The sequence below is a fragment of the Paraburkholderia sp. RL17-368-BIF-A genome (assembly GCF_046054045.1).
GTDB lineage: Bacteria > Pseudomonadota > Gammaproteobacteria > Burkholderiales > Burkholderiaceae > Paraburkholderia > Paraburkholderia graminis.
In genome coordinates this window covers 152,371-177,502 of sequence record NZ_JARESN010000002.1, presented here as the reverse complement: position 1 = coordinate 177,502, position 25,132 = coordinate 152,371, and the positions used below count along the sequence as shown (strand labels likewise).

Below are 25,132 nucleotides of genomic sequence, written 5' to 3'. Positions count from 1 at the left end.
CGATTAGAGGACATTGAACATGGTGAACAACCGCCCTTGCACCGCGACCTGCGTTATCGACGGCATGCCGGTTACTCTGACTTTCTATCCTGATAGCGGCATACTGCGAATCGCCGATCCTTCGGGCGCGTGCATCAAGGAAACGCGCTGGCACGCGTCGTGGCGCTCGCTGCTGGACGAGTTCCGCCGCTTCGGCGAGCGCGCGGCGATGCAAGGGCCGGGCGTGGAGGCAATGGTGAGCCGCATCGTCGACAGCACCGATCACTCGACGACGCAATCCGCTTTGGCATAAAAGAACCGCGAGGCAGCGGCGTCGAAACCCGCTGCCTCATGCACTGCTTCGAATAGCAACGCCGAGCGCCTTTATTTCACTGGCCAAAGTAAATAGTGCATTGCGGGCCGCCGGAACAGCGCATATTTTGCCGGCTGCCGGCTTCTGAGTGCCCTGCCGCGACGCCTCCATAGGAAACGTTTTGCGTCGGCTGCGAAGCGCCTCCGGTGGGCTCGCTCAACGACATGTCGGTCGTGGCCTGTGCCGATTCGTTCGCATGGTTCATCAGCCTTTCGCTGGCGGGCGTCGCCGTCGATGTCCCAACGCCAGGCTCGCTCGTCATGTCGCCTGCGCTCGCAGCGCGCGGCGCGAGAAAAAGAAGAGCGCTCACAAACACCATCAATAATCGTAGTTTCATGTCCAGACTCCTTGAATCCGGCGCAGCAGTGTCGTCCCTCCTCGAGAATCGATCCGTGTAAAAAGCCAGCGTGGCCAAGCCTGGGACCAACGAAAAACCAGTTGTGACGCGGGCCTGCTGCATGGACTCGTCGAATGAAACGGATAGCGAGTCGCCCGCACCTGGCGGCCGGCGTGCCTGCGCCTACGATGATTGGCGCTCGGACGCCGCAGCCGGAAAAACACGGATTGTCCTCTCCGCTATTTCTTTTATAGTTCGGCCGGCGCGGAATTCAATCCGGCGACGCGGAACCGGTGAACGATCCCGGTTGCGCAGCCGGCAGTCCCAGTCGACGCTTAAATGCGAGAAAATCAGTTCAAACGGTGCGTGCATTACGCTCGCAGTGCGTTATGATGACGACATAACCACAAGACTGGCCCCGCACATGCACCGTTGCGAAACGGAGCGTGCACATGAGACGGCCGCCCAATGTCAGTGCATCGCCCCCATCGTTTTTTCCAATTTCGATTAATGACCTCACCGCGGACGGACGCCATTTAAATGGACTCCAATCTTTCGCGGGTTTTCCTCGCAATCTGCATTTGACAGAACGCTGACGCTTTAGAAGGACGAATATCTTATGGACGAAAGGAAGCGAGATAGCATGATTGCGTATCTCCGCCATCGCATGGAAGAGTTTGGCATCAAGCCGGAAGACCTTGCCGCCGTGCTGGCATCCGAACCGGTCGCGGAAAAGAACGCACGCTACCGCAGCGCGACGGGAGACAGTTGGGACGGCCAGGGCGAAATGCCTCAATGGTTGAAGCAGGCCATTAGCGCAGGACAATCTATCGACCACTTTGAATTATCGGCGCCGCCCGCGCCCACGCCGCAGCCGAAAAAACGCGTCGACTGGAAAAACGACCCGTTCGCAGGCAGTCCGCTCGCGCGCTCGAACGAACACTAAGCGGCAAGCGCCGCGCTAACGCGGCACATCACAGGTTGGCAAACTGGCCGGTGCACGAGTGCTTGCACTGCGTCGCGGCGTCGCTCGCTCTGGGCACGGCATACTGCGGCGCGTCGATAAAGGCGCTCAACTGACGCACGATTTGCCAGAACACCTTGTCGAATAAACGAGCCCGTTCGGGTTCGGTGACGTCGTCCGCGAGCGGATTGGCGAGATTCCATTGAGAAAGCGCGGGACTGCCGGGAAAGACCGGCGCATGCGGCGCAGCGACGCCCGAGTCGAGCGCGACGACGAAATCCATGCGCGGCGCCCATTCGCCGGTGAATTCAAGCCAGCTTTTCGGGCATAGCACGCCGAGGTCGGAAACGCCCGGCCGCAATTGCGTTATCGCAAGCGGATGCACTCGCGCGGCCGGTTCCGGGCCCGCGCTGAAAGCCTCGAACCGGTGTCCGGCCAGTTCCCGCAACAAAGCTTCGGCCATGATGCTGCGTGCTGAATTCTCTCGGCAGAGAAACAGCACTTTATATTTCTTGGTCACGCTTACCCCGTACCGTGTTTTTAGTCTCTTGTATGTGCGATTGTGCCCGCAGAGTCTTGCGCCCCCGTGACACTACGATGTCTTTATTCCGCGCGCTACGGGAATTTGCCCCTGGAGCGGGCGGATCAAGAAACCGCCGACCGGATGATCAGAAGCGCAGCCCGTTGAGGAACTGGAACCAGAGACTGGACAAGCCACCGGCTGTATCGGCTTCTTTCGCCGTTTCTTTAGCAGGTTCTTTAGCGGTCTCTTTTGCGGCACGCGCGCGACGACCGGCAGGGTCTTCGGCGCCGGCGCCCATCGTGGCCGATTCCGGCGAGCCAGCGGCGCTCGCGTGCGAGGCGGCATCTGCCGCTTCCGCGGCCTCTGTAGAAGCATTATTGGCCGCCGCCTCGCGCCGCGAAGCGTGCAAGGCGGCCACACTGTCGGCAATCTGCGCGGCGCGCCCCGGCTCGCATTGGCGTCCGAGCAATACGCCGAACACGACATCGCGGTTGTGGCCTTCGTCGGCAAAACGCATGGCGAGCGACACCATCTCGGCGTACGCGGCCTCGTCCGCGGCACGCGCCGCCGCCTCGCGCTCCGCCTGCGCCTGTTGATGGCGCGCGCGCTGCGCTTCCCATTCGCGCATCTGCTCGGTGTACACGGCGTCGTAAATCTTGCGCTGAGCCGCGTCCGAGAGGATCGCGTAGGCGTCCCTGATCTCCTGAAAGGTGGCGCGCGCAACTTCCTCGGAACCCGCGTTGCGGTCCGGGTGCCACTTCATTGCGGCCTTGCGGTACGCGCGTTTGATCTCTTCGTCGGTGGCCTGCATGGGCACGCCGAGCGTGTCATAGAGAGTTGCCATTTGCGTGCTGGACCTTGCCGGGTATCGTGTCGCGGATCATCGTAGCACGCGATAAACGGCGCGATCGTGAAGCGGCGCGCATGCGCCTGACTGCAGAACGCGCCAATAGAGCCCACGAAAAATGCCAAAAAAAAGGCCTCGCCAGCAATGTGGCGAGGCCGAGTCCCATGTCAAGGAGTGTCATGGAGGAGACGCTTCGATCATAGCGGCCTGCCCGCTCCAACCTAAACAATTGTTCGCCATATGCTTATCGGCGCGGCATGGTCGGCGATCGCGGCATCGCGGCCATCGCGGCATGCACGTCGCGGTTATATCGTTAGAACAAAAAGTCGCTTCGTGCTGCGCGCCCCGCTGATTAAGATGGTGCTTCATAGTCCGGTTCGCCCCGGCGCGCTTGTGCGCAACCCGCGCGAAGCGCCGTGAGCCGCTACCGAAGGAGCATTTCGTTGACCAGTTTCGATCATCACCGCCGCCCGCTCGTCGTCGGCATTGGCGGCACGACCCGCGCAGCTTCGTCGACCGAACGCGCACTCGGCTTTGCGCTGCGCGGCGCGGAAGCCGCGGGCGCCAGGACCCGGCTCTTTGGCGGCACGTTTCTGCATAGCCTGCCGCACTATGCGCCCGAACACAGCGAACGCACCGACGAACAGCTCGAACTGATCGAAGCCGTGCGCCACGCCGACGCGCTGATCATCGCGACGCCGGGCTATCACGGCGGCGTCTCCGGTCTCGTCAAAAACGCGCTCGACACGCTCGAGGAACTGCGCGCCGACGAGCGTCCGTATCTCGACGGCCGTGCGGTTGGCTGCATCGTCACGGCTTATGGCTGGCAAGCGGCGGGTTCGGTGCTGACTTCGCTGCGCTCGATCGTCCACGCGTTGCGCGGCTGGCCCACGCCGTTCGGCGCGGGCATCAACACGCTCGAGACGCGCTTCGATAGTGTCGATACCTGCTCCGACGCGAAGGTCGTCGACCAGCTCGCCACCGTCGGCCAGCAAGCCGCGCAATTCGCGCTTGCGTTCACCGCTCATCGTGCGCCAGGTCCGAGCGCATCGGGCGTTCCGGTTCAGCAAGCACAGTCCGCGCGTCTGCTGCATGCGGTTTAAAGCTCGGGCTCGAAGTCCCCGTTAGAAAGTTATCGTTTACAGCGCCCCTCGTTTCGCGTCGTCTCGCTACGCGAAACCAGGGGCGCCTGCATTCGTGCGCATGGTGCAGATCATGTGGACCGTGCGGCACATAACAGACTCATCGGCCGCCTGGCGCCATAGTGTCTGCGAACCCACCAAACGCGCCGTTATCCGGTGTTCCGAAGAGCGTTGCGGAACTCCCCTGATTTGCTTGCGAAGAATGATTGGTTCACGGGCCCTTCAGTGCGGCCTACGCTTGAGCCAGCCCGCAGACTCATCCGCCGCCTGATGCAAACGCGCATGCCACGCGTCATCTGTACCGGCTTCCTGTAAAAACGCGGGCATATCCACTGCCACGATCATGAATTCACACATCCGCTATAAAGGCTACGAAGTTGCGCCGGCCGCGCAGCGTTTGCCCAATGGGCTGTTCGCCGCCAACCTGACCATCGAAAAAGCCAGCGCAAGCCACGGCCCGGCCTATTGTTTCGACGCGCTCGACTATTTCTTCGACGAAGAACACGCGCTCGCCTATGCATTCCGCTGGGGACGCATGTGGGTCGATAATCACCAGTGAGTTATTCGCAGTGACCCATCGGCAGTACCCCAACGCCAATGAGGCGGCATCCACGCTGACGCGCGCCCGCGATCGTGCACCGTAGACGCCGCGTTGCGGGGCAATGTGACAGAATAGGCGACACATCGAGTTCGCTCTCTGTATGCTTGCCATGTCCGACACATTGACAGATGTAGCCGAAGACCCCAGCCTGCGCCACTGGACATTCACGGGCACTGCCCGCGTGAAGATCGGATCGGAGGCGCACAAGCACATGTTCTGCCGCATGCTGCTGGAGACTCACGATCCCTACAAACCCGCCGTGATCGACTGGCCGGCGCTGCCGCCCGACGCGCTCGCGCGGCTCTGCTCGCTGCCGATCTGGGACATCGCCGTGCAAACGGAAGGCCGCGCGTCGATCAACGTTCACACTTACGCCGCGCAATTGCAGGACCCGCTGCTGCGCGAAGCCATCACGATGGACGGCGACGAAGAAGCCCGTCACAAGCGCGTGCTCGCGAAGCTGATTGCGGCCTACGGCATCGAGATCGCGCCCGAGCCGAATTATCCGGCGCCGCGCGATCCGGAATGGGCGTGGATGCGCACGGGCTACAGCGAGTGCATCGACAGTTTCTTTGCGTTTGGCCTGTTTCGCGCCGCGCAGCAATCCGGCTATTTTCCCGAAGCGCTCGTCGAGACTTTCGAGCCCGTGATTCAGGAAGAAGCGCGTCACATTCTGTTTTTCGTCAACTGGGTTGCATGGCATCGACGTAACATGCCGCTATGGCGCAGGCCGTGGCACGCATTGCGTGTGGCCGCGATCTGGGTCGTGCTGATCTGGGATCGCGTGGCGATTGCGAGAGGCATCGACGCAAACGGCGTGGCACGCGATTCGAATTTTCTGCCCGCGAACAGCAGCGTGATCGGCAAGGGGCTGGACACGCCCGAACTCATCGAGCTATGTCTCGCGGAAAACGAGCGCCGCATGAGCGGCTACGACGTGCGGCTGCTGCGTCCGCGACTCGTGCCCGCGCTTGCCCGATTCGCGCTGCGCTTTTTTATCCGGCGTTCGCGCGGCCCGGACACTGAACCATAAGGAGAACGGCCATGACATGGACCGTCGATGAACAGCTCGCGTTGAGCGCAACCAAAGCCGTCGCCGCGATCCAGTCGGGCCGGCTCAATGCAACCGATTATGTCGCGACGTTGCTCGCGCGCGCGGCCGCACTTCAGACGCTCAACGCGCTGACCGTGATCGATCTCGACGGCGCGCTCGCCGCGGCACGGCGCATCGACGCGCTGCCCGCCGAAGCAAAAGCGCAACTGCCGCTTGCCGGCCTGCCGATCGTCGTGAAGGACAACATCAATACGATAGGGTTGCCGACCTCGGCGGGCACACCGGCTCTCGCAGGCTTCGTGCCGCAGACCAATGCGCGTTCGGTGCAACGGCTTCTCGATGCGGGCGCAATCATTCTCGGCAAGGCCAACATGCACGAGCTCGCGTTCGGCATCACGAGCAGCAACCTCGCGACGCATGCGGGCCCTGTGCGCAATCCGTACGACCCTGCGCTGATTCCGGGCGGCTCGTCGGGCGGCACTGCGGCGGCGATTGCCGCGCGCATCGTGCCCGCGGGACTCGGCACCGACACCGGCGGCTCGACGCGCATTCCCGCTGCGTTGACAGGCACCGCGGGCTTTCGTCCGTCGGTCGGCAATGGCGGCGCCGAGCGGCGCTATGACGACGCGTACGGCGTCGTGCCGATCAGCCACACGCGCGATACGGTCGGTCCGATGGCGCGCAGCGCAGCCGACATCGCATTGCTCGACGGCGTGATTACCGGCGCCGGTCCGCTGCCCGCCGTCGCGCTGAACGGCTTGCGTATCGGCTTGCCCGCGCCGTTGTGGGCAGGACTTGAACGACAGGTCGAAGACGTCGCGCGCGCGGCGCTCAAAAAGCTCGAGGCAGCAGGCGTCGTTTTTGTACCGGTCGCGATGCGCGAACTCGCGGATCTCAACGGCATGGTCGGCGGACCGATCGCGATTCATGAAGCGCGCGTCGACCTGCAAGCGTGGCTCGCGGCCAATCAGGCGCCGGTGCAAACCGTTGCGGAGATCGCGGCCCGCATCGCGAGTCCGGACGTGCGCGCGATCTACGACGAAGTGCTCGCCGGCACGCTCGACCCGCACTATGAGGCAGCGCTCAATCACTGGCGGCCGCTGTTGCAGGCTTATATCGCCGCCACTTTCGCCGACGAGCGTCTCGACGCGCTGCTGTTTCCGACCACGCGGTTGGCCGCTGTGCAGATCGACGAGATCAACGGTTCGTCGACGGTGTCGATAGACGGCGCGCCGCCGATCGACACGATGGAAGCCTTCTTGCGCAACACCGACCCTGCGAGCACCTCCGGCATTCCTGGCTTGTCGTTGCCTGCGGGAATCAGCGCGCAAGGCTTGCCCGTCGGCCTCGAAATCGACGGGCCGCTCGGCAGCGATCGGCGCCTGCTCGCCATCGGCGTTGCAATCGAACAGCTACTCGGCGAAATACCGCCGCCCGTGTTATAGACCCGACACAAGATGCCGCTAAAAAAAGCTCTGATTCACGCGCCGACCGACACACTGGCGAATCCGCAATCCGTTGTTCAATCTCATCACCGCAGTCCTGCAAATCGCGGCGCGCGCCATGTCAGGCGAGCCGCGGCGCTGCTTGGCATAGCGCTTGCCGCCGCGGGCTGCGCGCGTCTCGCGGCCATCGATTCCAACGCGTTATGGAAGATCGTCGATATTCGCTGCGTGCCGGCAGAACAGGCGACCGGCACGCCGGGTCAATGCACGGCGGTGAATCTCGACAAACGCTACGCGATCCTAAAGGATATTGTCGGACGCTCGCAGTATTTGCTGATTCCGACGGATCACGTGAGCGGTATTGAAAGTCCGCAGGTGCTCGCGCCGCATGCGCCGAGCTATTGGGCCGACGCGTGGGCCGCGCGGAGCTACGTGAACGGCGCCGTCAAACGGACGCTCCCCGATAATCAGTTGGGGCTAGAAATCAATTCGCAATTTCGCCGCACGCAGAACCAGTTGCATATTCACATCGACTGCATGCGCGCCGATATCAGCGACGCACTCGCGCGGCACGCGAAAGACGCGCCCGGCACATGGCATTGGGACACGCTCGACGGCGACCGATACCGGATCATGCGCGTGACCGCGCTGACCGGCGCGAGCGATCCGTTTCGCCTCGTCTCGCTCGACAACCCGGACTCCGATGCAATGGCGATGCAAACCATCCTCGTGACGGGCGCGGGGGCGTCCGCGGAGAAAGACGGCTGGCTCGTCGTGAACAGCGGCCTCGATGCGGACAACGGCAGCGGTTCAGCCGAGGGCTTGCTAGATCATGCGTGCCGTGTGGCGGACGCGTCGTAGCCGTCCCAAGTGCTGCTGTTGCGGCATATGAGCACGCACGCCATCACCAGGGCCGGCGCACCGAGTCCTGATAGTGCGTGAGAATGAAATGCGCGACGTCGTCCGAGTGATACGCGGCCACCAGTTGCGCGACCCACGGCTGGCCGCGATCGGCGTCGCGCACGGTCAGCACGCCGGCATAGGGCGAGCGCGCGTCTTCCATGCCGATGCTGTCGCGCGCCGGATAGAGTCCCGCCCGCTGCGCGCTCGCACTGTCGATCACGACAACGGCCGCATCGTTCAGCGCCGTTACGAGCCGCTCGCGCGGCAGCGCGAGCAGCTTCAAATTGAGGCGGTTGGCAGTCACATCGCGCAGCGTCGCGTGAAGACCGGCGCGGTCGTTGAAAGTCAGCAGCGTGTAGTTTTGCAGCAGGATCAGCGAGCGTGCCATACCTTCGCGATCGGCGGGAATGACGATGGACGCGCCTCGCTCAATCTGCGTGAGGCTCGTCAGCTTGCGTGAATAAAGCGCCATCGGCAACGTGACGGTCGTCGCTACTTCGGAGAGCGCGTAGCCATGCTTTTCGCGTGACGCTGAGAAGGCAGGACCGTCCTCGAAGCTCGCGGCGTCGATCCGATGGGCGGCGAGCGCGGCATCGATCCGCGCACCGTCGTCGAATGTCACGACGTCGATGTCGAGTCCACGCGACGTTGCCACGCGCCGCACTTCGGCCATGATTTCAGCGTGCGTGCCGCGCGTTACACCGACTTTGACGGCGGCTTTCACATCGCCGCTGTTTGCTTGAGGCTGCACGCCATACGCGGCGATTGCCGCCCCGCCGAGCAATGCGGCAGCGATCGTGGCACGCATATAACCTCGCAGTGTCATCCGTCGACATCCCGCAAGAGAGTTCTAAAGCCGATATGCGACGCCGGCAGATCCGCTTCCTGCTGTTCACGCGACGAGGCGCGATAGCGCACGCAGTAATCGCGCGAGCAGAGGAACGAGCCGCCCTTGATGACCATAGGCGTGTCGTGCCTGCGCGTGGACGGCGCGACGGCCGCGGTATCGCCGTTCGTATGCGGCTGATGCGCGCCGGTGTAGACGTCCTTGGTCCACTCCCACGCATTGCCGATCATGTCGTACAGCTTGAAGCCGTTCGCCGCGTAGCAGCCGACGGGCGCGAGACCCACATGCCCGTCGTCGTTCGTATTGAGCACGGGGAATACGCCTTGCCAGTAGTTCGCGGCGGGCTTGCCCTGTGCATTGCGCGGCGCGGTGTCGAGATCGACGCCTTCGTTGCCGCCCTTCGCCGCGTATTCCCATTCGGCTTCAGTCGGCAGATCGCGGCCAAGCCACCGCGCGTACGCCAATGCATCGGCTTGCGTGACGAGCGTCACCGGCTGGTTCATCAGACGGTCGATGCCGCTGCCCTCGCCTTGCGGATGCCGCCACGACGCGCCCTTCACCCACGTCCACCATGCGAGGTCGCGTGCGTCCATTTCCGCGCGCGTCGGCGAATGAAAGACGGCTGCACCGCCCTGCTTTTCCGCGTCGGTGACGTAGCCGGTCGCGTTGACGAAAGCGGCGAACTGCGCGTTCGTCACGTCCGTCTGATCGATCCAGAAGCCGCCGACGCGCGTGCGGCCGTCGCCCGCCGGGCGTTCGTCCTGATAGCCGCGCGTGCTGCCGAGCACGAATGTGCCGCCATGCAGATGCACCATGCCGGCCTTCGGATCGTCACGCCATCCGGCGGGTAAGCCGGCGTAGCGCTCGCACTGTGTTTCGGAGCCGAGCGGCGCGAGCGAACGCGCGCGGTTCAGCTCGTCGAAACCGCTGGTTCTTGCAGGCCACGCTGCCGCCACCGCGAAAGCCGCGCCGAAGGCCGCAATGAAGACCGCGACGAAGAGGCCGCCAAATGCAGCAAGTGCTCTTACTCCGATGCGCGTCCTACTCATGATGCTGTGCCCGACATGATTGCACTCACGCGCTCGCTCAGTAGTAGCCGCGCGGCCGCAACGGTTCGACACCGCCCACGCCGGACATGTAGGCATTCCACTGCTGCACGAGTCCGTCGATGATCGAAGGATTCTGCGCGGCCACGTCCGTCGTTTCGCCGCGGTCCGAGGTCATGTCGTAAAGCTGCCAGTGACCATCCACGGGACCGAGCGGCGGCTCCGTCCACAAGGCTTTCCACTTGCCGTCCGCGCTGCGCAGATAGCCGCGGCCGTACGCTTCATCGCCGAACGATGCCGTGTGCACGTCCGCATTCGACTGATCGGTCAGGACAGGCAGCAACGATTGCCCGGTGATGGGATACACATAGCGGTTGTTGTAAATCACCTTGCCCTTGTTCTGATCGACGCCTGTCAGCGAGTTGATCAGCGCAGGCGCGGGCTGCGTCGGCGGCGTAACGCCCGCGACGGCAAGGAAGGTCGCCGTATTGTCCGTGACGTGCGTAAAGACGCGCAATGCCGGCTTCTGCGTGGTCTGGCCAGGCAGGCGCACGATCAACGGCGTCGATACACCGCCTTCGCCGGAATAGCCCTTCGTCAGACGGAACGGCGTTGCGCTGACTTCCGCCCAGCGCAAGCCGTATTGCAGACGCCGCGCGTTCTGCAGGCCGTTGTCGGTGCCGAGCGTCGAATAGACAGGCTCCGCGGCATTCGCCGTATCGGTCGCGCGCGGGTCCGCGCCGGAATCGATCGGCCAGCCTTCCGCGGCGTTGTCCGACTGGAACATGATGAACGTGTTGTCGTATTCGCCGATGTCTTTCAAATGCTGGATCAACAGACCGATGTTGTGGTCGAGGTTCTCGACCATGCCGGCATAGATCTCCATGTAGCGCGCCTGCGCTTTCTTTTCATCCGCGGAAAGGCTTGCCCATGACTTGTTCACAAAGCCCGGACCATAGTCGGAATACCCTTGCGCTGCACTATGAACGGCGCTCACGTATTTCGCGTTGGTGGTGCCGTTATTCGCGCTGGCCGGCGTCGCCGTCAGCGTTTCTGCGGCGCCCGCGTAGGGATTAAAGTCGGCGGGAATAATGCCGAGTGCTTTTTGCCGAGCGATGCGCGCCGCGCGAATGACGTCGTAGCCGGCGTCGTACTTACCGGCATAGTTGTGCAGGTACGGTTCCGGCACCTGCAAAGGCCAATGCGGAGACGTGTACGCGGCATAAGCAAAGAACGGCTTGCCGTCTTTTCGATTTGAATCGATGTAGGAAATAAGCCTTTGCGTGTAGAAGTCCGTCGAATAGAACACGGCCGGATTGCCGCCCGCGCCGCCGGGCTGACCCGGCTGTCCGGGCTGCACGTACTGCCCGTCTTCCGTATAGTTCTTCGATCCCGCGGGCTCGTGCGCGAAGTGATTGGTCGCCGCGCCGCCGAGCAGCGCATAGCTATGCTCGAAGCCCCATTGGTCGGGCGTCTGTCCGCTGCCCGTTGCACTGCCGGCAATGCCCGAGCCGATATGCCACTTGCCGGCCATGTACGTGTGATAGCCCGCGTCCTTCAGCAGTTGCGCGACCGATAACGCGCGGTCGTTCAGATAGCCTTCGTAGCCTGGCAGACCTTTGCGTTCATCGGTCGGCACGCCCATGGTGCCTTCGCCGACCAGATGGTGATCGGTGCCTGAAATAAGCATCGCACGCGTGATCGCGCAAACGGTGCCCGTATGATGGTTCGTGAGAATGCGTCCGGATTGCACGAGCGCATCGAGATTCGGCGTATTGATTTCGCCGCCGAACGCGTGAATATCCGAGTAGCCCAGGTCGTCCGCCATGATGTACAGGATGTTCGGGCGCTTCGCGGCGACAGGCGCGGAGACCGGCGGCGTGGGAGACACACCGTCCGAACACGCAGAGAGCGCGATGACGCTGGCAATGACACCGGCAATGGCCGCACCGACTGCCCGCAGCCTGGGAACGGTTGGGAACGTGGATCGCTGCGACCTGGAACTCTGCATTGTTATATGACCGTGGTTGTCCGAGCCCGAAATGGTAGCAACCGGCCATTTGCCGCCCAACCAAGGTTTACTGAAAAGCAAGCGAGTTTCCGTGCTAAGGGATTGCCGCGTGTTTCGCGGCCTGGCGCGCGATCAATGATAGGTCGTCGTGGACGACTGCAGTTTCGTCAACACGCCGCGCTGAAAACGGAACCAGCCTTGCGAGCCTTGCATCACGACCTCGTCGCCTTGCCAGAACACGCGCTTGACCGTCATGCGTACACCGACGCGCTGCACTTGCGGCGGACGACGCCGGAAGTCGTACAGCACCGGGCCGGACTCGGTTTGCACAAGCATGCGCGTGAGCGTGTCGTTTGCGCTGCTTACGTCGTCGAAATGCGCGAGAGTATTTGCGGCAAAGCGATCGAGAACTTCTCTATCAAGCAGTACGGTGAAATCGCGGCCGTCGTGCGCGAATTGCAGTTTTCCAGCGGGTGTATCGAGCGGGCCTGGGTCGTTGCTCTGTGCATGAACCGCGGTGGCGAGAGAGACGGCCGCTAATGCGGCAACGAACAGTCGTTTCATGTTGTCTTTTAGTTAGGCAAGATGTGCGGACGGCGGAGTGTGAGTTGCGACTTCTTTACTTGTTTATTTGTTCACACCGCCATCATACCTTTCTGAAAGACCACGCCTGTTTACGTGATCGATGCGTCTCGACGTTCTTCATCTATTCATGCGAATGGCAAAGGAAGCGGCGAACGGACTTATCCGCCGCTTCGTGCTTCCTGCTTCCTGCTTCGTGCATCAAAAGCGAGTGCGGACACCTGTCGTCAATTCAAGCTGATTCGACGCACCGAACGTGCTGCCGACCGTATAGCCGCCATGCAGCTTCATGTAGTCGCCGGCAAGGTACACCTCGGTACGCTTGGACAGGTGATAGAACCCGGACCAGTAGAGCGTCTCCTTGTAGCCGTTGTGCAGACCGGAAGTCGGATCGAACGCGCCAATGTTCGCGTTCGGAATATTGCCGTCGGCGTTATACGCTGCATTCTTCACGCGCATCTGCTGATAGCCGAGTTCGTAATCGAACGGGCCTTTCGGCGCCAGCTTGAGCGATACGGTCCACGCGTTGTCCTGACGCTGACCGAGCGCGCCCTGGTTGCCCAGGTAGCGGAAATAGCCGGCGTTGGCGCGCAAGATTCCAAATGTATAGTTACCACCAACAGAATACGACTGGTTCGTGATGCCGGCGCGATTCACATGGCTATAGAACGCGGACACGTTAAACGGGCCGCCGTTGTAACCCAGTGCCGCCTGATAATTGGAGTTCGAGCCGAAGCTCGTCGAATTGCCGAACGCGTAGCCGGCGCTCGCGAAGATGCCGTTATTGAAGATCTTTTTCCACGCAACGCCGTTGTTATAGCGCGTACCCGTCGCGCTGCCCGCATAAAAGATCATCTGCTTGAAGTTGTTGGCATTCGTCCAGCCGCCCTCCTCGGTAGTGAGGCGCGCACTGCCGTACGGGTCGCCATAAATGGCGGCTGCATCGCGAGCAATGGTGTTCTGAAAACCCGCCGTGATCTTGCCGAAGCTGTCGTTCTCGATACCGACCCACGCGTCGCGATCGAAGATCTGACCCGGATCTTCCATCTCGCCGTTAGCTACCACGTATTCGCTTTCGAGCCGGAAGATGATCTTGGAACCGCCGCCAATATCTTCCGCGCCCTTCAAGCCCCAACGGCTGCCGCTGAACCACGGCTCGCCATCGATACCCATGCCGATGACGTGCGCGCCGTTCGCATTGGCATGCGACTGATAGGTCGGCACGCTCAGGTCCATCAATCCATAAAGCTGCACGCTGGACTGAGCGTGAGCGCCGGTTGCCCCGCAAGCACCGGCTGCGACCGCGAGAGTCAGGTATCGTTTCTTCAAGTTCGTCTCCTCAAGTTGCTGCGTTGAAAATCTGATTGTTCTGGTCGTCATTTGGATAACTAAGCAGATTCGCCGATGCTTCGGGTTACGGCGCTTGCGACTATTAGAAATGCTTCGCGCGGAGAATGTAGCCGAGACCTCGCAGCGTCATGATCTGCGCGCTCGACCTGGCGAGATGCTTGCGCAAACGGTGAATGTAGATGTCGATGGCGTCCGCGCTTGGCTCATCGTCCAGGCTGAAAACGCTTTCCATCAGCACTGACTTCGACACTGTCTTGCCTTGCCTCAGCATCAATGTTTCGAGGACGGTATGTTCGCGGCGCCGCAGCGCCAGGCGCTCGTCGTTATGAAAGAACTCCCTTGTATCGGAGATGTATTGCAAGTCGCCACAGGTGAGGCACGACGACATGCCGCCCGATTGCCGGCGAATCAACGCCTTGATACGCGCGACGAGCTCGCGCACATCGAATGGCTTGACGACGTAGTCGTCGGCGCCTGCGTTGAAGCAATCCACCTTGTCGTCGGTCGAACCATGCGCGGTCAGCATGATGACCGGCACCATGTCGCCGCGGCGGCGCAATCTTGCGAGCACTTCTTTGCCGTCCATTCGCGGCAGCCGAAGATCGAGCACGACGACGTCGTAGTGTTGCGTCGTCAGCATGGTGTCCGCGCACTCGCCGTTAGGAACGCAATCCACCGCGAAATTAGCGAGGCGCAGAAGATTGACGGTCCAGTGTGCAAGCTCGCTGTTGTCTTCAACCAGTAGTAGCTTCATCGGACCTTCCATTGATTAGTCGACCAGAAGGCGCTCGCCATGCCACGTGAGTTTCTTTCAGAAAGTCGCGCTCCCGCGTCACGCAGACAGCATGCTGTAAGCGGACGACTGCTTGCATCCTGTGGTGCCGGTTCTCAACGTAGCCTCGTCGTACTGCTTCGCTCCGCCTCGTTGCAATCACGCCGCGATTATGGGAGGGCAAATCCTTCTCTCCGCTTTCATGGCGACCCGTTTTCCTTAGGGGAAATCCATGATGCATAGTGAAGCAATTGCACAATTCGCGATTGCGCGGCGACTTTTTTGAACCGTTGAGCCGATCGTTGAACGACGTTTCTTAAGATTCCTTAAGGGTGAGGTCGCGGGTACAAAGACGCGGAGCTGAGTCGTTGGTCAGCAGAACGGTTCTTTCGCAGCCGTAGCGCAATGCAATCCCGAACAAATTGGTTCCGGCGTCGTCTATTGGCCTTTAGCATCGGGTCTAAACCTGCATCCGATCGATTCAGCCGATGGCGATTTACCTCGACGACACCCAGCGCAACGCAATCGCCAGGCTCTCCGTGAGCCGCGCCTGGCGCACACAATGGCCGACATGGGCGCTGATCGTCGCGATCTACGGCGGATGGTTCGGCATCGCGACGCACGCTCGCGTGCTGGGCTTGCCGCTCACCACCGCGCTGCTCGCCCTCGTGAGCGCGTGGTATATGTCGTTGCAACATGAATTGCTCCACGGCCACCCCACGCGCTCGGCGCGGCTGAATGCACTGCTTGGCTTCGCGCCGCTGGCGGTGTGGTTTCCGTACCGCGTCTATCGCGACTCGCATCTTCAGCATCACGACGATCCACAGTTGACCAAGCCAGGGCACGACCCGGAAAGCTATTTCGTCGACGGTGAAGTGTGGGAACGCGCCGGCTGGGCGATGCGCGCGCTTCTCACGTGCCGCAACACGCTGGCCGGTCGCCTGCTGTTGGGACCGGCTTTCGCCATTGCGGCGACGGGCGTTGATGCGCTGCGCAAAATCAAACGCGGCGATTGGCGCGACGTGCCCGCCTGGCTTGCGCACTTCGCCGCGCTCGCCGCGCTAACCGCGTGGCTGCAATACGTTTGCTCGATTCCGGCCTGGGTGTTCATTCTCGGCGTCGGCTATGGGGCACTGTCGCTTGGCTCGCTTCGCTCGTTCCGCGAGCATCGCGCTGCGCACGAGTGCGCACATCGCACGGTTATCAATGAAGCAGGCCTGTTCTGGCGGCTGCTTTATCTGAACAACAATTTCCATCTCGTCCACCATGACTTGCCGCATGTTCCGTGGTTCGCGCTGAGGGCGGTCTATGAGGCGTCCCGCGAGCAGTACATCGAGCGGTCGGGAGGATTTCTGGTCGCGGGTTATGGCGAATGGGTAAAGCACAACGCCTTCGTCCCGGCTGAGAACCCGGTGCATGACCGGCCGCGCGGGTTTGCGCCTGCATTCAAGGAACCTGCGATGTATGCAGGGAAGGCGCTGCTCATCGTTGCATCGCGCGATGAATCCGAGAACCGTTAGCTGCTAAAACCGAAAACAGTCCCGCTTTTCGTGGCGCGGTAGAATCCGAGCTAACGCTCGCTTCCTGCCATGCCGCACCATGAAAACAACCAGACGTCCCTCGTTAAAACCGCGCAAGCTCCCCAAGCAATCGCGCGCGCAACAAACCGTGGGCACGATACTCGAGGCCGCGGCGCTCGTTCTCGAAACCAAAGGCTCAGACGGCCTCAACACCAATCTGGTCGCGCAGCGCGCCGGTGTCAGCGTGGGCACGCTGTATCAGTACTTCCCCAACAAGGACGCGCTCATTGTCGCGCTGAGCAAACGCGAGCTGGCCGTGTTCCTTGCGGAAGCCGAAGGCGCGTTGAACGAGCCCACTGGTCAGAGCGCATTGAAGCACCTGATCACCGTCTCGGTACGCCAGCAACTGCGTCGTCCGGCGCTTGCACGCGTGCTCGATTTCGAGGAAAACCGCCCTGCCATTGCCAAAGAACTGGCCAGGTCCAAAGCGGCATTTCGCGCGGTCATCGAGCAGATTCTGGCGCGCGACGACATCCCGCCGCAGCCAGACATGCAGATCGCCACAGATGATCTCGTCGCCATCGTTCGCGCGATCGTGGACGGCGCCGGAGAGCGCGGCGAAACGGACCGCGCAGCGCTGGAAAGGCGCGTTGGCCGCGCGTTGTGGGGCTATCTGGGCATCGTGGATAGCCCTCTTCCGAAGCCGCGGAGCCGCAAATAGAGCGTGGACAAAATACGAGTACTCGCTCAGCTTGCTATCTACTCTTCGCCCGAAAGCCTTTGCCAGCGGCGGATCAAGCGCTGCTAAAACGCGCTCTCTAATGCGAGTTTCAAAACTGAGCGCTTGCTCGCAAAATAGGTTCTGTGAAGCGCGGCAACGTTCGCGCGCTCCACCGCACCTATTAACGTTTTCTGCGAGTTCGACTATGAATCTTCACAAAGAAGCCAAGCTGAACCACCTCAGCTTTCCCACTAACGACGTCGCCGAAACCGCCGCCTTCTTCGAAAAGTACCTGGGTTGCGAGGTCGCCGCTGCCGGCGAGCATCGCCTGCTCAAGCGCGACGGCTTCGACATCGTGCTCGAGCATGTCAGCGAAGAGACACCTGTCTGGCCTAAAAACTTTCACTTCGGTCTCGAAGTCGCCACCCTGAACGATCTTCACACGCTTCACGACGAGTTCCTGAAGGGCGGCGTTCAGATGGAAACAGGCGTCTTCAACAACACACGCGGGTCGCGGTTCTTCTGCCGCGCGCCCGGCGGCGTGCTCATCGAGATCAATACTCGCGAGGACATGCAGGAGCAATGGCGCAAGCTGTTCTAGCGTGAATGCGAAGACACGCGCGACCGTCCGGCTTTCACCACGGCACGACTCGCCCGAGATAGTCGAGGTAATGCAAACCGCCGCGGCCCTCGTAAGCCTCCATCGTATCGAGCAGATTCGGAATGCTCTCTTCGATACTCAGGCGCGCTTCAGGGCCGCCCATGTCCGTGCGTACCCAACCCGGCGCCATCAGCAGCAAGGTTCGCGGATCATTGGCATGGCGCGCTGCAAAGCTGCGCATGAACATGTTCAGCGCGGCCTTGCTGCCGCGGTAAACCTCGTAGTTGCCGTTCACGTTGTTGGTTACGCTGCCCTGGCCCGAAGACATCACGCCGATGGTGCCGCCCGGTTCAACCAGATCGTGCAAGCGCTCGATCACCCGCATCGGACTGAGCGAGTTGGTCACCATCACGCGCACGAATTCCTCGGTCGATACGTCCGCGATCGTTTCGCGATCGTCGTTCTTGACGCCGGCATTCACGAAGAGCATATCGAGTCGACGGCCTGCAAGGCGCGCGCGCAAATCCGCAATCTGCTCAGGCACGGTTATATCGAGCGTTTCGATTTCGAGTGCGCCTTGAAGATCGCGAAGCTTCTGCATCGAATGGGCGCGGCCGGTGGCAATCACGCGCCAGCCGCGTTTCAGATATTCGGCGGTCATCGCGAGCCCGAGACCACGCGATGCACCGATAAGAAGAACCGTCTTTTGCCGATTGATGGTTTCCACAATCTTCTCCCCGTCGTTAAGCAATTCGATCGGGAAAATATAATCGCTCGTGACGACTGCCGGAAGGCGCGACAGATGCATTCATAACCTGCGGCAAACGCCTCGTCCCGCACGCGAATGTTACGATCGGACATGCCCGAAACCGACCTCAATCTATTGATTGCGCTTGAAACGCTGCTCGACGATGGAAGCGTGGCGGGCGCTGCCCGCCGCCTGGGCCTGAGTGCCTCGGCAATGAGTCGAACGCTGGCGCGGCTTCGCGCTACAACGGGCGATCCACTGTTGGTGCGCGCGGGGCGCGAGATGGTGTTGACGCCGTATGCCGAGGCGATTCGCGAACGCACGCGAAGTGCTCTTTATGAAGCACGCGCCGTTCTTCGTCCGTCGCATACTGAACCCGACTTGTCGACGTTGCGGCAGACCTTCACCATTCGCGCCAACGACGGCTTCGTCGAAGCCTTCGGCTCGCCGCTCATCGCCGCGGCAACAAAAATTGCGCCGCACGTCCGCTTGCGTTTTGCATCGAAGCCGGAGAAGAACGCGAACCCGCTGCGAGACGGTTCCGCTGACCTCGAAATCGGCGTGCTCGGCGAGATGGGCCCGGAAGTGCGCTTACAGGCGCTATTCCGCGATCGTTTCATGGGCGTCGTCAGAAAAGGCCATCCGCTCGAACGGGACGGCGAGATTACCGCTGAACGGTATGTCGCGTTCGGTCACGTCGTGGCGTCGCGACGCGCAAACGCAAGCGGTCCTGTCGACGATGCGTTGGCGCTCCTCGGCCTCGAACGCACCATCGTCGCGGTGGTGCCGGGCTTTCCCGCCGCGCTCGCCGTGGCGCGCACGTCCGATCTCGTCGCGCTGGTGCCGGCTTCATTCGTCGGCGCTCACACGGCATGCCGCGAAGGCGCTGCAAGCGCCGACATCCACGCGTTCGAACTTCCGGTCGCGACGCAGCAGATCACCGTCTCCCAGATGTGGCATCCGCGTGTTGAAGTGGACCCGGTTCATCGTTGGCTGAGGCAACTTGTGTTGTCGGTATGTCGCCAACAGGTGCCGTTGTAAAGCGGCCGATTGCGGGTCGACGGCGCCCAGAACACCACACGCAACACGTCATCTTGCAACCGTAAGATGCACCACCTTCCCCGCCTCTTCCACCCGATTCCCACCCAGCGACTTCGCGCGATAAAGCGCCCCGTCCGCAGCGGCCAGCAGTTCCGCAAGCGGCTGACCCGCGTGCGTCGAATGCGCGAGGCCGATGCTGACCGTCGCCCGGACTTCCGCGCCGTTCACGCGATGCGAGACCGTCTGCGCGAAGCACTCGACAATCGCCTCACCCACCGCTTTCGCGCGCGCTTCGTCATGACCGGGCAACAGCGCGGCGAACTCTTCTCCGCCGATGCGCGCCAACACGGCCTCGTGGCTCACCACGCGGCGCGCCACTTCCGCAAACGATCTAAGTACTTCGTCGCCGGCATGATGACCGTAGCGGTCGTTGAGCTTCTTGAAGTGATCGAGGTCAAGCGCGAGCAGCGACAACGGCCGGTTCTTGCTGCCCTCGCCGAGAACGCGTTCGCCTTCCTCGAAGAACCATCTGCGATTGCCAAGACGCGTCAGAAAATCGGTCTGCGATTCCTGCAGGAGCCGGCCATGCGTTTCCTCGCGGATGAGCTTGAGTAGAGTCATCGGCAGAACGACCGAATAGAGCACGCCTTCATACATGGTTATCGCGCTCGCGATCAGCAACAGGTCATTGCCGTACCGCGCGACGAGCCACGGCAGGGCGAGCGCCCGCATCGCATAAGTGAACGCGTGAATGCCCGTCACGGCGACGGCGATATAGCGCGATTGCAGCGCTTTGAAGTCGTCGCTTCGGAGTAGTTCGCGCGACGTCATGCCGCTCGCGAGCGCGATGGGGATTGCGCTAACGTAGGCCCAGACCGTGCTCTCCCAATGCGCGCCGCTCGCCATCCAGATGAGCGCCATCACGACGAGCAGCCCGAAAGACGCGGCTCGATATTGCCGCCCGTTCAGCAACGCGACACCGTGCAGCACCAGCAAATAGCCCGTCAAAATGACCAGATTGCTCAGCGCGGAACCCCACGGGCCGGGCACGTCGCGACGAAACACTGCCGCCGCGCAACCGATTGCGAGCGTCGCATAGGCGGCTGCCAGTACTCTCAACTCCGTGCTGCGCTTCGGATGACTGCGGTGCTCCCACAGCGTCATTCCGGAACTGGCGAAAAGCGTTCCGATGATCAGGAGATAGAGGGTAAGAAGATCGACATGCATCGCTGACGGAAGGGTTCGACGCCAGCAGATTGCGGCGGCTGCGGCATTTTACCGTGCCGCCGCATTCCCCGATGCAGGTGAGCTAAATGACGCCCGGTTTCTCCCGACACACCAAAATGCGACATAAAAAGTCGCAAAACGTTGTTATTCAATCCGTTTATTTCGCAAATGCATCTGCTAACCTCAAATTGCCGATTTGTATGAGCGGGCGCCTGTGCGCCAGCTTCGCCATTCCGTTGCAGCCGGTCTGCGCAGCGAGGGGCATGCCGCGCAGTTAACGCGGCGTCTGCTTCCACGTATTCAATTTCAACCAAGGCATGGAGCACGCAATGTTGGAACGGCTGTATTCACGATCCGCCCTGATTGGCGCCTTACTGATTCTTGCCGGCTGCGGCGGTGGAGGCGGCGGCGGAGCCTCGAACCCAGGAGCCAACGGTGCGGGCGCCGCGGCACCCGCGCCCGCTGCATCGGGCACGAACGCGACGACACCCACGCTGGCCGCCGCGACGCCCGTGATCGACGGCACCACGCTTGGCGACGCGAACTGGCCGACAGGCTCCACGTCTTCGGGCGGAACCGGGCAGCCGGTCAGCGGGCTTAACTGCGCGGTGCGCAGCACGGCTTACACGTACACGCATCTGTCCATCTATCAGAATGGCCGCCTGCTCGCGGTGCCTGCCAACATCGGCACGGTCGGTCCGACGATGGCCGCGCAAACGGGTTGCGCGTATCCGCTGCATACCGTCGATGCAAGCGGCAAGATCCATATGGATACGACGACCGGCGCGTCGTACACGCTCGGTCAGTTCTTTGCGATCTGGGGCGAAACGCTGGGCGCATCGAGCGTCGCCGGGCTGAGCGGATCGCCGGTTACGATCTATGTGAACGACGGCGGCACGCTGTCGAAATACACGGGCGATCCTGCGAGCCTCGTGCTTCCGCCACATGGCGAAGTCACCGTGATGGTCGGCACGCCGCTGACGCAGATTCCCACTTACACATGGACCGATCCGCCGCCGTTCGATCCGAAGCCGATCACGTTGGCCTACGGCGGTGTGGTCGGCACGACGTTCTGGCCGAACGGCAATACGTCGACGGGCGGCACCGGCGCAGCGGTCGACGGATTGATCTGTGCCGCGGGCATGGCCGAGCTGTATCACGTGCACGCGCATCTCGCGATCATCAAGGACGGTCAATGGCTCGCGCTGCCGGCCAACGTGGGCATTCTTTCGCAGTGCAACTACGAGATGCATACGCACGACCAGACCGGCATCATCCATATCGAAACGCCGACGCTTAAGACCTTCACGCTCGGTCAGTTCTTCGACATCTGGGGGCAGCCGCTTTCCAGCACGAATGTCGCGGGCATCACGGGGGACGTGGTGGCGTATATCAACGACAACGGCGATTCGCGCCGCTATATGGGCGACCTGCGCAACATCGAATTGACTTCGCTGCGCGACGTCACGCTGCAGATCGGCACGCCGCCGATAAGCACACTCGCGACTTATTCGTGGTACGAGCCGCAGTGATGTGACGGTATTTCTGTGTGAACGCGGCGCCGACGCCGGCGCCGCGTTCACACATCAACTACACGAAAAGCTGGCTGCTGAATTCACATCCCCGCTCTTGTAGCGCGCGACCTTCGGATAAGGACACAGCGGCCGCGTGCGGCCCGCGCCCCAATTCGCAGGCACTTCGCTGTTCGGCAACGCGTTGCTCGCATCGCGCGCGGTCGCGATCACGCTATCGGGCGCCTTGCCCTGCTCTACCCACGCGATCATCGGCGTCAGCATGTCGAACTGGTCGGCGGCGGGACCACCCGAACAATGGTTCATTCCGGCGACGGTATAAAGCCGCGCGAAACTGCTCGCATCGCCGCCATTGGCCGCCATCAAGCGTTGATACCAGTCGGTCGTATCGTTCGATGAGAACACGGGGTCGCTCGTGCCGTGATACACCATCAGCTTCGCGCCGCGTCGCTTGAGTGCACCGAGGTTCGTTTCATCCGGCGGCGTCATGAACGACCACGACGATTCCGAGTAAGCGCCGCTCGTCGCGAAGATTTTCGGTGCGTCGGTATCCATGCTGAAGTTCAGCGCATAAGCCGACAACTGCGCGAGCAACGACGCGCTTTGCGGCGGCGTCGTAAATGTGAACGCAGCCGCGGCGGGATCGAGCGTGATCGAATTGGTCTGCTTCCACTGCGCCCAGCCTGCGCCGCTCACGCCGACATCGTACGGAAAGCTCGCGTAAAGCGCCGTGCCCGCGCTGTTGCGCGCGCCGGAGAACACATTGCCGATTGCATCCTTCTGCGCGGTGGTCAGGCATGTGCCGTCGCGCACGTCGCCCGAGCAGGTCGGCACGTCCGCAGCGAGGCTGAAGTTCGCCTGGCATGCCTTAATATCCTGCACCATGCCGTCCGCGGCGCCATCGAGCGCATCGCACTTCGCGATGATTCGCGAGGCCACCAGTTGCCGTTCCGCAGCGGTAAAGCCGGTCTTGATGTCGGGCAGGCCATTCGCGGTCGTTGCGGTCGCAACCTTGGCGAGTTGCTGCGCGCCCCACATTTCGCCGATAGCCGCCTTCGGCAAATGAAAGCCCGGATCGCCGGAAATGATGCCGTCGTATTCCGCCGACGACCTCGCCGCCGCCACCATCGCGTGACGCCCGCCGTTCGAGCAGCCTTCGAAATAGCTGCGATCCGGCGCCTTGCCGTACGCGGTGCGAATCGCCTGCTTGGCCATCGGCGTGAGCGTGGCGACCGCGTTATAACCGTAGTCGATGCGCGCTTGCGGATCGAGGCCGAACTGCGGATTCTGCGACGACGAGTGGCCGGCGTCCGAGCTGATCACGGCGAATCCCATGTTCAGCGCGTCGTTGAGCGGACCGCCTCCGCCGATCTCGCCCGTCGCCGTCACGATGTTGCCGTCGAGCCCGCCGTTGGCCTGATAGAAGAAGCGCCCATTCCATGCAACGGGCAGACGCATTTCGAAGCCGATCGCATACGTTTTTCCGTCGACGGCACTCACGCGCTGATTCATCTGCCCTTGCACGAGGCAATGTTCGGCAATCGGTTTGCCCGCCACCTTCAGTGTTCCAGCGGGTACGTCCTGCACGGAACTGAAGGTGGTGTTCGCGAACGACAACTTGCTGGCCAACGCCGCGCAATTGCCGACGAGCGCCGCGGGTGTCGCCGCGCTCAGACGCGGCAACGTCGACGTGTCGTCCGTCGAGCCGCCGCATGCACTCAACGCGGCGGAAACACATACCGCAATCACAGACTTTCTCATTCGATGTCTCCTAGAATGCGTGCTTGATGCCGAGCATCACGCCGGTTTGTCCGATGCCCGCCGCGGGCGTGGTGCCGCCACCGCCGCCGCTTACCGAATAGCGCGCCTTCGCGCTATTCGCGAGATACGCCGCTTGCGCGTACACCGACGAGCGCTTGCTCAGCAGATACGTGGTGCGCAACGTGCCCATCGTCGCGCGCGAATCGTGCGCACTGTTGATGATGCGGAACACTTCTCCATCGACGACAAACGCGGGCGTCACGAAGTACGACGCGCCCACGAAGAAAAGATCGGAGCGCACGTTCGGCACCGCCGGCGAATCCGTTACCACGCGACGGCCCAGCCAGCCCGCGCCGACTTTCGCGCCTGCGTATTGCGCGTAGGCGCTGACATGCGTGCGCGCGTCCTTGTCCGCGCCGTTGGAGAGCACTGTGGGCGGCACGCCGTCGAAGAAATTCGCCTGTCCACTCGCACCGCCGCGCTGCTCCTCATACGATGCCGCGACGCCGAAGTACTGCGCGTCGTACTTGAGCATCACCGACCAGTCGCGACATTCCGTTGGGTGCCCGGCGACCGAGCCCGCGCATGTGCCCTGCCCCGGCGAATTGCCGGTGCCCGCCGAATCGCGGCCGAACGAGTAGCCCGCGCCGAGCGTAAAGCCCTTGTACGTGCCCATGTAAGTGACCGAATTGTCGGCGCGCGCATTCGGCACATAAGCGTCGAGCGAACCCATGCCGTAGATGTCCGGTCCGATAATGTCCGCGCCTTGCAGCGCGAGATACGTCATCGTGTATTGCCGGCCGAATGCAAGCGTTCCATAAGGCGCCTTGAGGCCGACGAAAGCCTGTCGTCCGAACAACCGGCCGCCCTGTCCCGAACTGCCGTCGCGAACGTTGAAGCCGCTTTCGAGTGTAAACACGGCGCTATAGCCGCCGCCCAGGTCTTCGACGCCGCGCAGGCCCCAACGCGACGGCAGCTCGCCCGTCACGGCAGGCATGCGAAACACGTGACCGCCCGCGGCGTTCGCATGCGATACGTATTCGATGCCCGTATCGACGATGCCGTAGAACGTGACGCTCGACTGCGCGAACGCCGTCGTGCTGAGCGCACAAAGCGCGCTCGATACCAGAAGCCGGGTCGTGGTTGTTTGCATCGCGATTGTCTCCAAACGTAGTGTTGTTATTTCAATGTCGATACTCAGGATG

At 62.1% G+C, this 25,132-nt stretch carries 25 protein-coding genes; 12 read left to right on the top strand and 13 right to left on the bottom strand.

The window, feature by feature from the left end; genetic code table 11:
- Positions 1-19: 19 nt before the first annotated feature.
- Positions 20-292, top strand: coding sequence for a hypothetical protein (locus P0D87_RS03900; protein WP_006046667.1), 273 nt, complete (start codon positions 20-22; stop codon positions 290-292).
- 76 nt (positions 293-368) lie between these two features.
- On the opposite strand, the gene P0D87_RS03895 is transcribed toward P0D87_RS03900, so the two are convergent.
- Positions 369-812, bottom strand: a complete 444-nt coding sequence (locus tag P0D87_RS03895; RefSeq protein WP_307259002.1) for a hypothetical protein — start codon at positions 810-812, stop codon at positions 369-371.
- A gap of 496 nt (positions 813-1,308) precedes the next feature.
- Here P0D87_RS03895 and P0D87_RS03890 point away from each other — a divergent pair, with 496 nt between their 5' ends.
- Positions 1,309-1,635 carry an H-NS histone family protein gene (locus P0D87_RS03890; RefSeq protein ID WP_006046665.1) on the top strand — a complete coding sequence of 109 codons (327 nt, stop codon included), beginning with the start codon at positions 1,309-1,311 and terminating at the stop codon, positions 1,633-1,635.
- A gap of 28 nt (positions 1,636-1,663) precedes the next feature.
- On the opposite strand, the gene P0D87_RS03885 is transcribed toward P0D87_RS03890, so the two are convergent.
- A complete protein-coding gene (locus tag P0D87_RS03885) occupies positions 1,664-2,116 on the bottom strand; it encodes a low molecular weight phosphatase family protein (RefSeq protein ID WP_244231069.1) in 453 nt (150 codons plus the stop codon).
- A 205-nt stretch (positions 2,117-2,321) separates the two neighbouring features.
- Positions 2,322-3,020 carry a J domain-containing protein gene (locus P0D87_RS03880; RefSeq protein ID WP_053859294.1) on the bottom strand — a complete coding sequence of 233 codons (699 nt, stop codon included), beginning with the start codon at positions 3,018-3,020 and terminating at the stop codon, positions 2,322-2,324.
- Between the two features lie 446 nt (positions 3,021-3,466).
- Here P0D87_RS03880 and P0D87_RS03875 point away from each other — a divergent pair, with 446 nt between their 5' ends.
- The 5 genes from P0D87_RS03875 (at position 3,467) to P0D87_RS03855 (ending at position 8,126) form a co-directional block, all read left to right on the top strand.
- Positions 3,467-4,126 carry an NADPH-dependent FMN reductase gene (locus tag P0D87_RS03875; RefSeq protein ID WP_006046662.1) on the top strand — a complete coding sequence of 220 codons (660 nt, stop codon included), beginning with the start codon at positions 3,467-3,469 and terminating at the stop codon, positions 4,124-4,126.
- Between the two features lie 382 nt (positions 4,127-4,508).
- Positions 4,509-4,724: a hypothetical protein gene (locus P0D87_RS03870; RefSeq protein WP_029965901.1), complete on the top strand. Its 216-nt coding sequence runs from the start codon at positions 4,509-4,511 to the stop codon at positions 4,722-4,724.
- A 151-nt stretch (positions 4,725-4,875) separates the two neighbouring features.
- Positions 4,876-5,799 (top strand): hypothetical protein, encoded by a 924-nt coding sequence (locus tag P0D87_RS03865; RefSeq protein ID WP_029965902.1) that lies wholly within the window; start codon positions 4,876-4,878, stop codon positions 5,797-5,799.
- 11 nt (positions 5,800-5,810) lie between these two features.
- Positions 5,811-7,265: an indoleacetamide hydrolase gene (iaaH, locus tag P0D87_RS03860; protein ID WP_053859296.1), complete on the top strand. Its 1,455-nt coding sequence runs from the start codon at positions 5,811-5,813 to the stop codon at positions 7,263-7,265.
- Between the two features lie 12 nt (positions 7,266-7,277).
- On the top strand, positions 7,278-8,126 hold the full coding sequence (locus P0D87_RS03855; RefSeq protein WP_171799972.1) for a CDP-diacylglycerol diphosphatase: 849 nt from the start codon (positions 7,278-7,280) through the stop codon (positions 8,124-8,126).
- 43 nt (positions 8,127-8,169) lie between these two features.
- On the opposite strand, the gene P0D87_RS03850 is transcribed toward P0D87_RS03855, so the two are convergent.
- From P0D87_RS03850 to P0D87_RS03825, 6 genes are all read right to left on the bottom strand, one after another.
- A complete protein-coding gene (locus P0D87_RS03850; protein WP_408636728.1) occupies positions 8,170-8,976 on the bottom strand; it encodes a MetQ/NlpA family lipoprotein in 807 nt (268 codons plus the stop codon).
- A 14-nt stretch (positions 8,977-8,990) separates the two neighbouring features.
- Entirely contained in the window at positions 8,991-10,064 is a 1,074-nt protein-coding gene (locus P0D87_RS03845; RefSeq protein ID WP_053859298.1) for a formylglycine-generating enzyme family protein, read from the bottom strand.
- Between the two features lie 37 nt (positions 10,065-10,101).
- Positions 10,102-12,072 (bottom strand): arylsulfatase, encoded by a 1,971-nt coding sequence (locus P0D87_RS03840; RefSeq protein WP_053860725.1) that lies wholly within the window; start codon positions 12,070-12,072, stop codon positions 10,102-10,104.
- 132 nt (positions 12,073-12,204) lie between these two features.
- Positions 12,205-12,636 (bottom strand): hypothetical protein, encoded by a 432-nt coding sequence (locus P0D87_RS03835; protein WP_053859299.1) that lies wholly within the window; start codon positions 12,634-12,636, stop codon positions 12,205-12,207.
- Positions 12,637-12,855: 219 nt separating this feature from the next.
- The gene (locus tag P0D87_RS03830) at positions 12,856-14,034 is read right to left on the bottom strand and encodes a porin (protein ID WP_171799973.1); all 1,179 of its coding nucleotides are present in this window, start codon (positions 14,032-14,034) and stop codon (positions 12,856-12,858) included.
- Positions 14,035-14,086: 52 nt separating this feature from the next.
- Complete coding sequence (locus tag P0D87_RS03825; RefSeq protein ID WP_006046649.1) at positions 14,087-14,758, bottom strand: response regulator; 672 nt, start codon at positions 14,756-14,758, stop codon at positions 14,087-14,089.
- A 506-nt stretch (positions 14,759-15,264) separates the two neighbouring features.
- Here P0D87_RS03825 and P0D87_RS03820 point away from each other — a divergent pair.
- From P0D87_RS03820 to P0D87_RS03810, 3 genes are all read left to right on the top strand, one after another.
- The gene (locus P0D87_RS03820) at positions 15,265-16,296 is read left to right on the top strand and encodes a fatty acid desaturase (protein ID WP_053859301.1); all 1,032 of its coding nucleotides are present in this window, start codon (positions 15,265-15,267) and stop codon (positions 16,294-16,296) included.
- A gap of 79 nt (positions 16,297-16,375) precedes the next feature.
- Entirely contained in the window at positions 16,376-17,017 is a 642-nt protein-coding gene (locus P0D87_RS03815; protein ID WP_053859302.1) for a TetR/AcrR family transcriptional regulator, read from the top strand.
- Between the two features lie 205 nt (positions 17,018-17,222).
- Complete coding sequence (locus tag P0D87_RS03810; RefSeq protein ID WP_053859303.1) at positions 17,223-17,618, top strand: VOC family protein; 396 nt, start codon at positions 17,223-17,225, stop codon at positions 17,616-17,618.
- 34 nt (positions 17,619-17,652) lie between these two features.
- Here P0D87_RS03810 and P0D87_RS03805 read toward each other — a convergent pair whose 3' ends face one another.
- Positions 17,653-18,345: an SDR family NAD(P)-dependent oxidoreductase gene (locus P0D87_RS03805; protein ID WP_053860726.1), complete on the bottom strand. Its 693-nt coding sequence runs from the start codon at positions 18,343-18,345 to the stop codon at positions 17,653-17,655.
- Between the two features lie 132 nt (positions 18,346-18,477).
- On the opposite strand from P0D87_RS03805, the gene P0D87_RS03800 reads away from it, so the two are divergent.
- On the top strand, positions 18,478-19,407 hold the full coding sequence (locus tag P0D87_RS03800) for a LysR family transcriptional regulator (RefSeq protein ID WP_053859304.1): 930 nt from the start codon (positions 18,478-18,480) through the stop codon (positions 19,405-19,407).
- A gap of 48 nt (positions 19,408-19,455) precedes the next feature.
- Here P0D87_RS03800 and P0D87_RS03795 read toward each other — a convergent pair whose 3' ends face one another.
- Entirely contained in the window at positions 19,456-20,634 is a 1,179-nt protein-coding gene (locus P0D87_RS03795; protein WP_053859305.1) for a GGDEF domain-containing protein, read from the bottom strand.
- 329 nt (positions 20,635-20,963) lie between these two features.
- Here P0D87_RS03795 and P0D87_RS03790 point away from each other — a divergent pair, with 329 nt between their 5' ends.
- Entirely contained in the window at positions 20,964-22,166 is a 1,203-nt protein-coding gene (locus P0D87_RS03790) for a hypothetical protein (RefSeq protein ID WP_006046641.1), read from the top strand.
- Between the two features lie 54 nt (positions 22,167-22,220).
- Here the strand turns inward: P0D87_RS03790 and P0D87_RS03785 are convergent, their stop codons facing one another.
- On the bottom strand, positions 22,221-23,927 hold the full coding sequence (locus P0D87_RS03785; protein WP_053859306.1) for a tannase/feruloyl esterase family alpha/beta hydrolase: 1,707 nt from the start codon (positions 23,925-23,927) through the stop codon (positions 22,221-22,223).
- Between the two features lie 10 nt (positions 23,928-23,937).
- Positions 23,938-25,080 carry a porin gene (locus tag P0D87_RS03780; RefSeq protein WP_029965926.1) on the bottom strand — a complete coding sequence of 381 codons (1,143 nt, stop codon included), beginning with the start codon at positions 25,078-25,080 and terminating at the stop codon, positions 23,938-23,940.
- Positions 25,081-25,132: the final 52 nt, after the last annotated feature.

Bases quoted from the DNA above. Each gene is read 5' to 3' on its own strand.
- P0D87_RS03900 (WP_006046667.1), top strand. From the start codon at position 20: ATGGTGAACAACCGCCCTTGCACCGCGACCTGCGTTATCGACGGCATG.
- P0D87_RS03895 (WP_307259002.1), bottom strand. From the start codon at position 812: ATGCAGCAGGCCCGCGTCACAACTGGTTTTTCGTTGGTCCCAGGCTTG.
- P0D87_RS03890 (WP_006046665.1), top strand. From the start codon at position 1,309: ATGGACGAAAGGAAGCGAGATAGCATGATTGCGTATCTCCGCCATCGC.
- P0D87_RS03885 (WP_244231069.1), bottom strand. From the start codon at position 2,116: ATGGCCGAAGCTTTGTTGCGGGAACTGGCCGGACACCGGTTCGAGGCT.
- P0D87_RS03880 (WP_053859294.1), bottom strand. From the start codon at position 3,020: ATGGCAACTCTCTATGACACGCTCGGCGTGCCCATGCAGGCCACCGAC.
- P0D87_RS03870 (WP_029965901.1), top strand. From the start codon at position 4,509: ATGAATTCACACATCCGCTATAAAGGCTACGAAGTTGCGCCGGCCGCG.
- P0D87_RS03865 (WP_029965902.1), top strand. From the start codon at position 4,876: ATGTCCGACACATTGACAGATGTAGCCGAAGACCCCAGCCTGCGCCAC.
- iaaH (WP_053859296.1), top strand. From the start codon at position 5,811: ATGACATGGACCGTCGATGAACAGCTCGCGTTGAGCGCAACCAAAGCC.
- P0D87_RS03855 (WP_171799972.1), top strand. From the start codon at position 7,278: ATGCCGCTAAAAAAAGCTCTGATTCACGCGCCGACCGACACACTGGCG.
- P0D87_RS03850 (WP_408636728.1), bottom strand. From the start codon at position 8,976: ATGCGTGCCACGATCGCTGCCGCATTGCTCGGCGGGGCGGCAATCGCC.
- P0D87_RS03845 (WP_053859298.1), bottom strand. From the start codon at position 10,064: ATGAGTAGGACGCGCATCGGAGTAAGAGCACTTGCTGCATTTGGCGGC.
- P0D87_RS03840 (WP_053860725.1), bottom strand. From the start codon at position 12,072: ATGCAGAGTTCCAGGTCGCAGCGATCCACGTTCCCAACCGTTCCCAGG.
- P0D87_RS03835 (WP_053859299.1), bottom strand. From the start codon at position 12,636: ATGAAACGACTGTTCGTTGCCGCATTAGCGGCCGTCTCTCTCGCCACC.
- P0D87_RS03830 (WP_171799973.1), bottom strand. From the start codon at position 14,034: ATGACGACCAGAACAATCAGATTTTCAACGCAGCAACTTGAGGAGACG.
- P0D87_RS03825 (WP_006046649.1), bottom strand. From the start codon at position 14,758: ATGAAGCTACTACTGGTTGAAGACAACAGCGAGCTTGCACACTGGACC.
- P0D87_RS03820 (WP_053859301.1), top strand. From the start codon at position 15,265: ATGGCGATTTACCTCGACGACACCCAGCGCAACGCAATCGCCAGGCTC.
- P0D87_RS03815 (WP_053859302.1), top strand. From the start codon at position 16,376: ATGAAAACAACCAGACGTCCCTCGTTAAAACCGCGCAAGCTCCCCAAG.
- P0D87_RS03810 (WP_053859303.1), top strand. From the start codon at position 17,223: ATGAATCTTCACAAAGAAGCCAAGCTGAACCACCTCAGCTTTCCCACT.
- P0D87_RS03800 (WP_053859304.1), top strand. From the start codon at position 18,478: ATGCCCGAAACCGACCTCAATCTATTGATTGCGCTTGAAACGCTGCTC.
- P0D87_RS03795 (WP_053859305.1), bottom strand. From the start codon at position 20,634: ATGCATGTCGATCTTCTTACCCTCTATCTCCTGATCATCGGAACGCTT.
- P0D87_RS03790 (WP_006046641.1), top strand. From the start codon at position 20,964: ATGTTGGAACGGCTGTATTCACGATCCGCCCTGATTGGCGCCTTACTG.
- P0D87_RS03785 (WP_053859306.1), bottom strand. From the start codon at position 23,927: ATGAGAAAGTCTGTGATTGCGGTATGTGTTTCCGCCGCGTTGAGTGCA.
- P0D87_RS03780 (WP_029965926.1), bottom strand. From the start codon at position 25,080: ATGCAAACAACCACGACCCGGCTTCTGGTATCGAGCGCGCTTTGTGCG.